Origin of the sequence: Aeromonas sp. S18(2024) (assembly GCF_041402525.1) — a bacterium.
In the GTDB taxonomy this organism is placed as follows: Bacteria; Pseudomonadota; Gammaproteobacteria; order Enterobacterales; family Aeromonadaceae; genus Aeromonas; species Aeromonas enteropelogenes.
Window position 1 is genome coordinate 382,847 of sequence record NZ_JBGLQV010000003.1, and the last position, 11,967, is coordinate 394,813.

At 61.2% G+C, this 11,967-nt stretch carries 10 protein-coding genes and 1 tRNA gene; 7 read left to right on the forward strand and 4 right to left on the reverse strand.

Annotation, left to right across the window (positions count from 1 at the left end; all coding sequences use genetic code 11):
• Nucleotides 1–2 precede the first annotated feature (2 nt).
• From pspF to ACB034_RS07975, 6 genes are all read left to right on the forward strand, one after another.
• Nucleotides 3–1,067 (forward strand): phage shock protein operon transcriptional activator, encoded by a 1,065-nt coding sequence (pspF, locus tag ACB034_RS07950; protein WP_371172535.1) that lies wholly within the window; start codon nucleotides 3–5, stop codon nucleotides 1,065–1,067.
• 69 nt (nucleotides 1,068–1,136) lie between these two features.
• Complete coding sequence (sapA, locus tag ACB034_RS07955) at nucleotides 1,137–2,732, forward strand: ABC transporter substrate-binding protein SapA (RefSeq protein WP_223380445.1); 1,596 nt, start codon at nucleotides 1,137–1,139, stop codon at nucleotides 2,730–2,732.
• Nucleotides 2,733–2,734: 2 nt separating this feature from the next.
• Entirely contained in the window at nucleotides 2,735–3,694 is a 960-nt protein-coding gene (locus tag ACB034_RS07960) for an ABC transporter permease (RefSeq protein WP_371172536.1), read from the forward strand.
• A gap of 35 nt (nucleotides 3,695–3,729) precedes the next feature.
• A complete protein-coding gene (locus ACB034_RS07965; RefSeq protein WP_042029244.1) occupies nucleotides 3,730–4,623 on the forward strand; it encodes an ABC transporter permease subunit in 894 nt (297 codons plus the stop codon).
• An 82-nt stretch (nucleotides 4,624–4,705) separates the two neighbouring features.
• Nucleotides 4,706–5,704, forward strand: a complete 999-nt coding sequence (locus ACB034_RS07970; RefSeq protein WP_042029245.1) for an oligopeptide/dipeptide ABC transporter ATP-binding protein — start codon at nucleotides 4,706–4,708, stop codon at nucleotides 5,702–5,704.
• Nucleotides 5,701–6,528 (forward strand): ATP-binding cassette domain-containing protein, encoded by an 828-nt coding sequence (locus ACB034_RS07975; RefSeq protein WP_061475377.1) that lies wholly within the window; start codon nucleotides 5,701–5,703, stop codon nucleotides 6,526–6,528. The genes ACB034_RS07970 and ACB034_RS07975 overlap by 4 nt, the downstream gene beginning before the upstream one ends.
• Before the next feature lie 64 nt (nucleotides 6,529–6,592).
• Here ACB034_RS07975 and htpG read toward each other — a convergent pair whose 3' ends face one another.
• Entirely contained in the window at nucleotides 6,593–8,506 is a 1,914-nt protein-coding gene (htpG, locus tag ACB034_RS07980) for a molecular chaperone HtpG (RefSeq protein WP_371172537.1), read from the reverse strand.
• A 168-nt stretch (nucleotides 8,507–8,674) separates the two neighbouring features.
• The gene (gene recR, locus ACB034_RS07985) at nucleotides 8,675–9,277 is read right to left on the reverse strand and encodes a recombination mediator RecR (protein ID WP_061475381.1); all 603 of its coding nucleotides are present in this window, start codon (nucleotides 9,275–9,277) and stop codon (nucleotides 8,675–8,677) included.
• An 811-nt stretch (nucleotides 9,278–10,088) separates the two neighbouring features.
• Here recR and alr point away from each other — a divergent pair.
• Nucleotides 10,089–11,210 (forward strand): alanine racemase, encoded by a 1,122-nt coding sequence (gene alr / locus ACB034_RS07990; RefSeq protein ID WP_371172538.1) that lies wholly within the window; start codon nucleotides 10,089–10,091, stop codon nucleotides 11,208–11,210.
• A 104-nt stretch (nucleotides 11,211–11,314) separates the two neighbouring features.
• Here the strand turns inward: alr and ACB034_RS07995 are convergent.
• Nucleotides 11,315–11,402 (reverse strand) — tRNA-Ser (locus tag ACB034_RS07995).
• Nucleotides 11,403–11,536: 134 nt separating this feature from the next.
• Nucleotides 11,537–11,962: a YbjN domain-containing protein gene (locus ACB034_RS08000; RefSeq protein WP_042029255.1), complete on the reverse strand. Its 426-nt coding sequence runs from the start codon at nucleotides 11,960–11,962 to the stop codon at nucleotides 11,537–11,539.
• Nucleotides 11,963–11,967: the final 5 nt, after the last annotated feature.

Genomic DNA, 11,967 nt, shown 5'->3' on the forward strand with positions numbered 1-11,967 from the left:
CTATGACCACGGCCACGGAAAGCCTGCTGGGAGAATCCAACGCGTTTCTCGAGATCATTGAGCAGGCCTCACGCCTCGCCCCGCTGCGCAAACCCGTGCTGATCATCGGTGAGCGGGGTACGGGCAAGGAACTCATCGCCCACCGTCTACATTATCTCTCGACGCGCTGGGATCAAAGCTTTGTCACCGTCAACTGCGCCACCTTGAGCGAGAGTCTGCTGGAAACCGAGCTGTTCGGTCACGAGGCGGGCTCCTTCACCGGGGCGGCCAAGCGCCACCAGGGGCGCTTCGAGCGGGCCGACGGCGGCACCCTGTTTCTCGACGAGCTGGCCACCACCAGCGCCCGGGTGCAGGAGAAACTGCTGCGGGTCATCGAATATGGCGAGTTCGAGCGGGTCGGTGGTGCCAAGCCCCTCAAGGTGGATGTGCGGCTGGTGTGCGCCACCAACGAGGATCTACCGGCGCTGGCGGCCAAGGGGCAATTTCGCCACGATCTGCTGGACCGGCTCGCCTTTGACGTCATCACCCTCCCCCCGCTGCGCGAGCGCCGGGAAGACATCCTGATGCTGGCGGAGCATTTTGCCCACGGCATGACCCGGGAGCTGGGTTATCCGCTGTTCGCCGGGTTCTCGCGAAAAGCGACCCAGCTGCTGCTGGACTACCCCTGGCCCGGCAATGTGCGGGAGCTGAAAAACGTGGTGGAGCGCAGCATCTACCGTCAGGGCAATCCCCAGTTGCCGCTGTCGGATCTGGTGATCAATCCCTTCGACTCCCCCTGGCGGCCCCGCCAGACGGCGGTCGCCACAACGCCAGTCATGCCGGAAGAGCGCTCTGTTCCTGCGGGCGGGATGACGCCCCCCCAGGCCCTGCCGCTCGATCTGAAGCTGGCGGTGGCGGAGTACGAGATTAATTTACTCAAGCAAGCGATGCAGCAATCCCAGTATAATCAGCGCAAAGCCGCCCAACTGCTGGCCTTAAGCTATCACCAGTTCCGTGGCATGCTACGCAAGTATCAGCTGCAAGATGGTGACAATGATGCAGAACAGGACCAGACGGAGATCGGTTGAGACCGGCTCCCGCGACACGCCAGCCACGACGCTGGCACCTTCGTATAAAAACATGGTTAGACAATGAGAATGCTCAAACCCTTGCTGCTCGGCCTGCTGGTGCTGGTCACCGGCTGCCAGAAGCAGTCCGAGGCCTCAAAAACCGGGCTCATTTACTGCGCCGAGGGCTCTCCCCTCTCCTTCAATCCCCATGTCTCCAATTCGGGGGTGACGCTGGATGCCAGTGCCCGTCCGCTCTATGACCGCCTGCTGGAGGTCAACCCCAATACCCTGACGCTGGAGCCGGCCCTGGCGAGCAAGTGGCAGATAAGCGAGGATGGCCTCACCTATACCCTGACCCTGCGCCAGGGCGTCACGTTTCACCAGACCCCCTGGTTTACGCCGACCCGCACCCTCAACGCCGAGGATGTGGTCTTCACCTACGCGCGCCAGCTCGATCTCCTTCATCCCTATCACCAGGTTTCCGGCGGCGACTATCCCTATTTCTACAGCCTGGGGCAGGATCAGCTGATCAAGCGGGTCTACGCGAAAGATCCGCAGACAGTGGTGTTCGAGCTCAACCAGCCCAATGCCTCCTTCCTCGCCACTCTGGCCAGCGACTATGCGGTGATCCTCTCCGCCGAATATGCCGATCAGATGCTCAAAGCCGGTACCCCGGCGCTGCTCGACAGCCGCCCCATCGGCACTGGCCCCTTCCGCTTCAAGGAGTACCGCCACAACGAGTTCATCCGCTACCTGCGCCACCCCGGCTACTGGGGCGGCGAGGCCAGGATTGAACAGCTGGTCTACGACATCACTCCCAGGTCCTCCAAGCGACTGGCCAAACTGCTGACCGGCGAGTGCGACGTGATGAGCACCCCGGTTGCCAGCCAGCTGTCAGTGATCAAACAGCACCCGGATCTCAACCTGTCGGTCCAGTCCGGGATGAACGTCGCCTTCCTGGCCCTCAATACCCGCAAGCCGCCGTTCAACGACATCAAGGTGCGCCAGGCCATCGCCAGCGCCATCAATGTCGACAATCTGCTGCAGGCGGTCTATTTCGATACAGGCTTGCCCGCCAACAGTCTGCTGCCGCCCCTCTCCTGGGGTTACAACCCGAGCCTGCCCCAGCGCAAGCAGGACCTGAAACGGGCCCGCCTACTGCTCAAACAGGCGGGTCTGGAGCAGGGTTTCGAGATGCAGGTGCTGGTGCAGCCGGACGCCCGCCCCTACAACCCGGATGCCATCAAGACCGCCCAACTGATGCGCAATGATCTCGCTAGGGTGGGGATCAGGCTCAAGATAGTGCAGCAGGCCTGGCCCGTTATCGAGCGCCGCCTCATGAAGGGGCAGTATGACAGCCTGCTGTCTGGCTGGATTGCCGACAACGCCGACCCGGACAACTTCTTTCGCCAGCTGCTGAGCTGCTCGGCGGTGGAGCGGGGCAATAACTACAGCCGCTGGTGCAACCCGGCCTTCGATCAGTTGCTTGACGATGCGGTCACCACACCCCAGTTGGCGTTTCGGCTGCGCAACTACTATTACGCCCAGACCCTGCTCAACGAGCAGTTGCCGCTCATTCCGCTGGCCCATGCCCTGCGCACCCAGATCAGCCGCAGCGATATCGAAGGGCTGCAGCTGATGCCCTTTGGTGGCACCGTCTTCAATCAGGCCTACAGGGAGTAAGCATGTTTCTCTACACCTTGCGTCGCATCAACCTGCTGCTCATCACCCTGCTGGCGCTAACCCTGGTCGCCTATCTGCTGGAGTATCGCCTCATCGGCCACGAGCTCAGTTTCTGGCGCGGTTACACCGACTTCCTGCGCCGCATCCTGGCCGGCGATCTGGGGCTCTCCAGCGTCTCCGGGCTGCCGGTGCTGGATGAGATCCGCCACTACTTCCCCGCCACCCTGATCCTCTGCTTCGCGGCCTTTGCCATCTCGCTGCTGGTAGGGATTCCCCTTGGTACCCTGGCCGCCCTCTATCAGGGACGGGGGCTCGATCTCTCCATCATGACGGCGGGACTGATCGGCTATGCCGTCCCCGTGTTCTGGCTGGCCCTCTTGGTGGTGATGCTCTTCTCGCTGGATCTCGGCTGGTTGCCTGCCTCCGGCCAGATCAGCCTGCTTTATGACGTGCCCACCATCACCGGCATCGCCCTGATCGATGTGCTGCTGAGCCACGAACCCTGGCGGGAGGCGGCGCTGCACGATGCCCTGCGCCACCTCATCCTCCCCTCCCTGGTGCTGGCGGTAGTGCCCACCACCGAGGTGATCCGCCACGTGCGCAGCTCCCTCATCGACGTGATGAAGCAGAACTACATCAAGGCGGCGGCGAGCCGCGGCCTCTCCCGGGCCCAGATCGTCTGGCGCCATGGTCTGAAGAATGCCTTGCCCCCGGTGCTGCCCCTGCTCGGCCTGCAGCTTGGCAGCGTGCTCACCTCTGCCATGATCACCGAGGTGGTGTTCGAGTGGCACGGCATTGGCCGCTGGCTCATCAGCAGCATCGCCCTGCAGGACTACGCCGCCATTCGCGGCGCCACCCTGGTAGTGGCCAGTTTCGTGATTTTCATCAGCGTCAGCACCGAGTTGCTGACCACCCTTATCTATCCGGCAAGGCGCAAAGAGTTATATGCCAGACAAGATTGAACGCGCTCATGGCGTAACCCGGAGCCAGGTATCCTATGCAAGATAAATCGAACATCTATCCCGAGCTCAAGATCCTCTCCCCCATGGAGCAGACCTGGGCTGCCTATCGCCGCAATCCCCTGGCGATGGCGGGGCTCTGGTGCTTCCTGCTGCTGATCGCCATCACCCTGTTCGGGCCGCTGCTGGTACCCTACGGCATTGACGAGCAGCACCCCACCCACCTGTTGCTGGCCCCCTCCTGGTCCAACAACGGCAACATCGACTACTTCCTCGGCACCGACGATCTGGGCCGTGACATGCTCTCCCGCCTGGTGGTGGGCGCACGCCTCACCTTCGGTTATGCGCTGGTGGTGGTGGTCATCGCCCTGGTGGTTGGCTCGGCCATCGGCATCCTGGGGGGCATGAGCAAGGGGCTCAAATCGAGCGTACTGCACCACCTGCTCGATACCCTGCTCTCCATCCCCTCCCTGCTGCTGGCGATCCTGGTGGTCGCCATCCTGGGGCCGGGCCTGTTCAACACCCTGATCGCCATCACGCTGGCGCTGATCCCCCCTTTCATTCGCGCCACCTACAACGCGGTGCACGCCGAGATGCAAAAGGAGTACATCACCGCAAGCCGCCTCGATGGTTCGCCCCCTTTCCGGATCATGCGCCTCGCCATCCTGCCCAATATCGTCGAAACCCTGGTGACCCAGACCACACGTACCCTGTCGGCCGCCATCCTCGACATCTCGGCGGTGGGCTTTCTCGGTCTCGGCGCCCAGTCGCCGCAACCCGAATGGGGCGCCATGCTCGGCGACTCGGGGGATCTCATCTACCTCGCCCCCTGGACCGTGACCCTGCCCGGCATCGCCATCCTGTTCAGCGTGCTGGTGACCAACCTGGTGGGAGAAGGCATTCGTGAGGCACTCAAGGAGGGGAATGACTGATGCAGCCCCTGTACGACAAAGCCAATATCAGCACCGGCGCCATGGCGCGCCCAGTGCCACATCGTCATGAGGAAGGTCACTGATGCCCCTGCTCGATATTCGCAATCTCACCATCGAAATTGACACCCCTCAGGGCAAGGTCAAGGCGGTGGACAAGGTGAGCCTGACTCTGGCCGAGGGGGAGATCCGCGGCCTGGTGGGAGAATCCGGCTCCGGCAAGAGTCTGGTGGCCAAGGTGATCGTCGGTATCCAGAAGGACAACTGGACGGTGCGCGCCGACCGGATGCGCTTCAACGACATGGACTTGCTGACCATGGCCCCGCGGGAACGGCGCCGCATCATGGGCCGTGAAATAGCCATGATCTTCCAGGACCCCATCAGTTGTCTCGATCCTTCCGAAGAGATAGGCACCCAGCTTGAGGAGGCGATCCCGACCGACTCGTTCGAGGGGCAGTTCTGGCAGCGCTTCCAGTGGCGCAAGAAGAAGGCCATCGCCTTGCTCCACCGGGTCGGCGTCAAGGATCACCGTAAGGTGATGCGCGCCTACCCCCACGAATTGTCGGATGGCATGTGCCAGAAGGTGATGATCGCCATGGCGATTGCCAACCAGCCGCGCCTGCTGGTGGCCGACGAGCCCACCAGCGCCATGGAGTCCACCACCCACTCCCAGATCCTGCGGCTGCTGGACAAGATGAACAAGCTGGGCAACACCACCATCCTTATCATCAGCAACGACATCGCCGCCATCGCCAACCTGACCGACACCATCAACGTGATGTACTGCGGCCAGATGGTGGAGGTGGGCACCCGGGAGCAGATCCTGGAAACCCCCCACCACCCCTATACCGACGCCCTGCTCAAATCCATCCCGGACTTTGACAAGCTGGTGCGCCACAAGTCGCGACTCGAAACCCTGCCCGGGGTCATTCCGCCGCTGCAGCACCTGCCCATCGGCTGTCGCCTCGGCCCCCGCTGTCCCCACGCCCAGAAGCAGTGCGTGCAGACCCCGCTGATGAGCAAGATCAAGGGCCATCAGTTCAGTTGCCACTTCCCGCTGAATATGGAAGAACCCAAGAAATGAGCCTGACCGTCAACCTTCCCCCGCAAGCGGCCCAACAGGAACTCGAACCCTCCCTGCTGCAGGTCAGGGGCCTGTGCAAGACCTATCAGAACCGCACCGGCCTGTTCCGGCGCCAGGCGGTGGAAGCCATCAAGCCCCTCTCGTTTGACCTTGAAGTGGGCCAGACCCTGGCCATCGTCGGCGAGGCCGGCTCCGGCAAGAGCACCCTGGCGCGCATTCTGGCGGGCATGATCGAACCCAGCGGCGGCGAGATCGCCATCAATGGCCAGCGGATGGTGCACGGCGATTACCAGACCCGCTGCAAGCTGCTGCGGATGATCTTCCAGGACCCCAACTCCTCCCTCAACCGCAAGATCCGGGTCGGCCAGATCCTGGAGACCCCGCTGCGTCTCAACACCGAGATGACCGAGGAGGAGCGCCGCGACAAGGTGATCCAGACCCTGCGCATGGTGGGCATGCTGCCGGATCACGCCCTCTTCTACCCCCAGATGCTCTCCGCCGGTCAGCAGCAGCGAGTGGCGCTGGCGCGGGCCCTCATCCTCAACCCCAAAATCGTGGTGGCGGACGAGGCGCTCTCCACCCTGGATATCTCGGTGCGCTCCCAGATCATCAACCTGCTGCTGGAGATGCAGGAGACCATGGGGCTCAGCTATGTGCTGGTGGCCAACGATCTGGGGGTGGTGAGCCACATCAGTGACGAGGTGCTGGTGATGCACGAGGGACGCGTGGTGGAGCGTGGCAAGACCCTCAAGGTATTCGCCGATCCCCAGCACGAGGTGACTCGCCGCCTCATTCAGAACTACGACAACGAATACCGTCGATAGCCTTTTCCCTTGCGGATAAAAAAAGCCCACTGCATGCAGTGGGCTTTTTGTTGATGCTTGCCGCTTAGGCTTGCAGCAGCAGGCGGTTGACGCGGGAGACGAAGCTCGCCGGATCGTTCAGTCCGCCCTGCTCGGCCAGCTGGGCCTGTTCGTGCAGCAGGGTGACCCACTCGCCAAACAGCGCCTCGTCTTCGATGGTGTCGAGCTTCTTCACCAGAGCGTGGTCGGGGTTGAGCTCCAGAATGTACTTCTGTTCCGGCACCGGCTGACCGGCCGCGCGCATCAGCTTGATCATCTGGGTGCTCATGCCGTAGGCGTCGGTAACGATGCAGGAGGGGGAGTCGGTCAGACGGTGGGTGACACGCACCTCTTTCACCGCATCCCCGAGGCTCTTCTTGACCCGCTCAACCAGGCCGGCGTTGGCCTTCTCGGCCTCCTCCTGCGCCTGCTTGGAGGCTTCGTCTTCCAGATCCCCCAGATCCAGCTCGCCACGGGTGACGGAGATGAGTTGCTTGCCGTCGAACTCGGTCAGGTGGCTCATCAGCCACTCGTCGACCCGCTCCCACATCAGCAGCACTTCGACGCCCTTCTTGCGGAAGATCTCGAGGTGCGGGCTGTTCTTGGCCGCGGCATAGGAGTCGGCGGTGATGTAGTAGATCTTCTGCTGGCCTTCCTTCATGCGGCCAACGTAATCCTCAAGGGACACGGTCTGGGCTTCACCTTCACCGGCGGTGCTGGCAAAGCGCAACAGCTTGGCGATCTCTTCGCGGTTGGCGTAATCCTCGGCCGGGCCCTCTTTGAGCACGTTGCCGAACTCTTTCCAGAACTTGGCGTACTTCTCGGCATCATCCTTGGCCAGCTTGGAGAGCATGGTCAGCACCCGCTTGGAGCAGGCCTTGCGCAGGGAGGCGGTCACCTTGTTGTCCTGCAGAATTTCACGGCTGACGTTGAGCGGCAGATCGTTGGAATCCAGCACCCCTTTGACGAAGCGCAGGTAGGTCGGCATGAACTGCTCGGCGTCGTCCATGATGAAGACGCGCTGCACGTAGAGCTTCAAGCCATGCTTCTGCTCGCGGTTGTAAAGATCGAACGGTGCGCGGGCCGGCACGTAAAGCAGGCTGGTGTACTCCTGGGCCCCTTCCACCCGGTTGTGACCCCACAGCAGCGGATCTTCGAAGTCGTGGGCGACGTGCTTGTAGAACTCCTGATACTCCTCATCCTTGATGTCTTTCGGGTTGCGAGTCCACAGAGCGGTGGCACGGTTGACCTGCTCCCATTCGCCCGGGGTACCGACGATGGTCTCGCCATCTTCTTCCCGATCCGGGGTGCCCTCTTTATACATCTCCACCGGCACGCTGATGTGGTCAGAATACTTGCCTACCACGGAGCGCAGGCGCCAGTCGTCGAGGAACTCGTCCTCTTCGGCGCGCAGGTGCAGGATGACGTCGGTACCGCGACCCTCTTTGGCCACGTCAGCCACGGTAAAGGAGCCTTCCCCTTCCGATTCCCACTGTACGCCCTGGCTCGGCTCGGTGCCGGCGGCACGAGAGACCACGGTCACCTTGTCGGCGACGATGAAGGCGGAGTAGAAGCCCACCCCGAACTGACCGATCAGTTGGGAATCCTTGCCCTGATCACCGGAGAGGTTCTTGAAAAATTCGGCGGTGCCGGATTTCGCGATGGTACCCAGGTGCTCAATCACCTGATCCCGGGTCATGCCGATCCCGTTATCGGAGATGGTCAGGGTACGCTTCTCTTTGTCCACCACCAGGCGCACACGCAACTGGCCGTCGTTTTCGAACAAAGAGGCATCGGAGAGCGCCTTGAATCGCAGCTTGTCCGCCGCATCGGATGCGTTGGAGATCAGCTCGCGCAGGAATACTTCTTTGTTGGAGTAGAGGCTGTGAGCCATCAGGCTCAGCAGTTGTTTGACTTCAGTTTGAAAGCCGTGGGTTTCGGCATGAACACTTTGGGTCATGGACCAATCCTCAGAAACATCGGGTTGAACATACGCCCAACCTAGATGGGGACGGCCGATCAAATATCAAGGGGCGAATGTGCAATCTGCCTCACTCGCCCCTCTTTTTCCGTTCGACTGCCGATTTTTCGGCCAATGCGTGTCGCCATCAACAGGCGGCCAGCGGGCTTAAGTCAGGCGCTGGCGCCCCATCAGGGAGTGGGAGAGCGTGGTGCCATCCACCAGCTCCAGTTCGCCCCCCACCGGCACCCCGTGGGCGATGCGGCTCACCTCGACACCGGCCGCACGAGCCATGTCGGCGATATACCAGGCGGTGGCATCCCCTTCGATGGTGGGGTTGGTGGCGAGGATAAGCTCGCTGATGGCCTCGTCTTTCAACCGTCGCTCCAGGATCTCCAGCCCTAGCTCCTCGGGGCCAATGCCGTCCAGTGGCGAGAGGTGGCCCATCAGCACGAAGTAGCGACCGGAAAACTGACCGGTCTGCTCGATGGCTGCGACGTCCGCCGGGCTCTCCACCACGCACAGCAGACCATTCTCTTCACGCTTGGGATTGGCGCAGATATCGCAGCGATCATTTTCGGTAAAGGTGCGGCAGTGGCTGCAGTGCCCGATCTCGGTCAGCGCCCGACTGAGCAGCTGGGCCAAGCGCAAGCCACCGCTGCGCTCGCGCTCGAGCAGGGTGAACGCCATGCGCTGGGCGGACTTGGGGCCCACCCCGGGGAGCACCTGCAGGGCTTTCATCATCTCATCGAGCAGGGGACTGAATTTCATGGGCTAAGTATCCTTTGAGGCTGTATCGGCTGGAGATGCTGTGCTCTGCTCCCGAGGGAGCCTGACTACCCGGCCGAACCAATCTTGTTGGCGCAGGACTATACCCGAGCCGGCTCCGAGCGCCAATGACCTTCTGGCCTCCATTGCCCTGGCCGTAGTCTCTCCTTGCGCAGCACTCTGTGCCAACTCTCTGCGCAACGCCCCGAACCGGAGCGCGGGGGCCGGCTCGTCAGCATGTGATGCCCGCAGCTCTTGTCAGTCAGCCGCCGATATTCAGTATTTGTTATTCGTACTTTAATTCCGGGTCGTAGCGCGGTCGATGGCGCACGTTGTCACGCCATAGACCGACAGCGCCATCAGGCTGGCTGGGATAAACCCGATACGCTGGATAGAAATCGCTGCCAATGTCATTAAACATGACACAAACCACCAATCGAGAAATTTACGCGGAGTTTAAAACCGTAAAACCCATAAAGATCGATTTAATATCTCACTTTATTTACCACCAATAGACCAACTGATAACATAAATAAAACACAGGCAGTCAGATAAACCAGCAATGACATTCATGGCTATCTGAACTGGCAAAAGAGACTGAGGAAATAAAGGCTCGCAGGCCGACCTGGATAGACAGACCCCTTTATCACAGCAGGCGCCGATCAGTATCCAAGTTGCTATCGGCTGCCAATAAGGATGTTATCCCGACACTAAGATTCACGCAGGACATCCCCTGGATGTGGGATGCCAAATGACCTTGCCCCTTGATAGAGGGCAACCCTTTTTCTCTATTTCACGGAAGAAATGGCTCATCATGAACACTGTTACCGCCAGCATCGATCTGGATGCCTTGCAACACAACTTTGCCGTGGTACGGCGCCATGCCCCCCACAGCAAGATCATCGCGGTCCTCAAGGCCAATGCCTATGGCCATGGCCTGCTGCCGGTCGCCCATGCCCTCGCTCAGGCCGATGCCTATGCGGTGGCCAGGGTCGAGGAGGCGCTGGTACTGCGCGCCAACGGCTTCACCAAGCCCATCCTGGTGCTGGGGGGATTCTTCTCGGCAGAGGCACTTCCCCTGCTGGCGGCCCACGATCTGCAAACCACCATCCACACCCGCGAGCAGCTGGCGCTGCTCGAGCAGGCCCACCTGCCCGCTCCCATCAAGGTCTGGCTCAAGCTCGATACCGGGATGAACCGGCTGGGGCTGCGCGCCGAAGAGCTGCCCGCCTTTATCGAGCGGCTCACCCGTTGCAAGAATGTGGTACAGCCTTTCAATCTCATGACCCACTTCAGCCAGTCCGATGAGCAGGATGGGCCGGCCACCCAGTTGCAGATAGCGGAGTTCAACCGCCTCACCGCCCATCTGCCGGGCGAGCGGGCCATGGCCAACTCGGCAGGGATCCTGGCCTGGCCGGATTCACGCAGTGACTGGATCCGACCCGGACTCATGCTCTATGGCGCCTCTCCGTTTGGTGGGCAACTGGCCAGCGAGCACGATCTGCGCCCGGTGATGACCCTCAAGAGTCAGCTTATCGCCACCCGGGCATGCAAGCAGGGAGAAAACGTCGGCTATGGCGGCCACTGGGTGGCCCCTCATGACACCATCCTTGGTGTGGTCGCTGTCGGCTATGGGGACGGTTATCCGCGCATGGCGCCCGAGGGCACCCCTGTGCTGGTCAATGATCGTCGGGTGCCCGTTGTCGGTCGTGTCTCCATGGACATGGTCACGGTCGATCTTGGCCCCGGGGCCCGCGACAAGAGTGGTGACGAGGTAACCTTGTGGGGGGAAGGACTGCCGGTGGAACAGGTGGCCGAGAAGATAGGCACTATCCCCTACGAGCTGCTGACCCGGCTCACCGCGCGGGTCTTTATCAAGCTCAGACGCGCCGGTGAACAGGCCCCTTCACTGGTCGAGGCTAGGCGGGTTGCCTGATGACATGCACTCACCGGCACCTGTCCGTTTTCCCGCCAGGATTTGCGCAGTACGAGAAACGCCAGAAAGCAAAAAGCCCGACCATCAGGTCGGGCTTTGCAATTTGGCGGTGAGGGAGGGATTCGAACCCTCGATACGTTGCCGTATACACACTTTCCAGGCGTGCTCCTTCAGCCACTCGGACACCTCACCAAATTTTGGTCTGTTGTTTAACGTGTTCAGCCAACACCTTGTTCGTTGCGCCGTTGCGCTGGAACGGGGCGTAATTTAGGGGAAAGCCCCGCCCGCGTCAACGGCTTTTTTTGCAAAACGAATCGTTCGCGGAATTAATGAACAGATTCCGGTGCAACCTGGATTTCCGGCAGGTTGAGGAAGCCGGAACGCTCGCATTCGGATACCAGTTCATGGGTCGCCGCGATCGTGCTCTGCACGAACAAGAGGAACTGCTCGACGCTGAGCCCCGCCTTGGTGAAGACGGTGTGACCGACCACCAGCCGTGGCAAGTTGTCGTCGATGATATCGAGAAACACCTTGAGCGAGGGATACTGCATGTTGAGACGCCCCAGTTCAGCCACCAGCGGCAGCAGTGCCGAGGGACGAACTTCCAGTTCGGATGAAAACAGCAGCCCTTCCTCTTCGACAAAGATCCGGCTCTCCTGAATACCGTCGACGGACTGCAGGGAGACAATATGGATGCCATGGCATTGGTCACACACATAGTGCTCGATACGAGCCTGCTGCAACCAACGCATTATCA

Excerpts from the sequence above, each read along its gene's own strand:
- recR (WP_061475381.1), bottom strand. The coding sequence starts at position 9,277 with ATGAAATTCAGTCCCCTGCTCGATGAGATGATGAAAGCCCTGCAGGTG.
- ACB034_RS07975 (WP_061475377.1), top strand. The coding sequence starts at position 5,701 with ATGAGCCTGACCGTCAACCTTCCCCCGCAAGCGGCCCAACAGGAACTC.
- ACB034_RS08000 (WP_042029255.1), bottom strand. The coding sequence starts at position 11,962 with ATGCGTTGGTTGCAGCAGGCTCGTATCGAGCACTATGTGTGTGACCAA.
- pspF (WP_371172535.1), top strand. The coding sequence starts at position 3 with ATGACCACGGCCACGGAAAGCCTGCTGGGAGAATCCAACGCGTTTCTC.
- alr (WP_371172538.1), top strand. The coding sequence starts at position 10,089 with ATGAACACTGTTACCGCCAGCATCGATCTGGATGCCTTGCAACACAAC.
- ACB034_RS07970 (WP_042029245.1), top strand. The coding sequence starts at position 4,706 with ATGCCCCTGCTCGATATTCGCAATCTCACCATCGAAATTGACACCCCT.
- ACB034_RS07960 (WP_371172536.1), top strand. The coding sequence starts at position 2,735 with ATGTTTCTCTACACCTTGCGTCGCATCAACCTGCTGCTCATCACCCTG.
- sapA (WP_223380445.1), top strand. The coding sequence starts at position 1,137 with ATGCTCAAACCCTTGCTGCTCGGCCTGCTGGTGCTGGTCACCGGCTGC.
- htpG (WP_371172537.1), bottom strand. The coding sequence starts at position 8,506 with ATGACCCAAAGTGTTCATGCCGAAACCCACGGCTTTCAAACTGAAGTC.
- ACB034_RS07965 (WP_042029244.1), top strand. The coding sequence starts at position 3,730 with ATGCAAGATAAATCGAACATCTATCCCGAGCTCAAGATCCTCTCCCCC.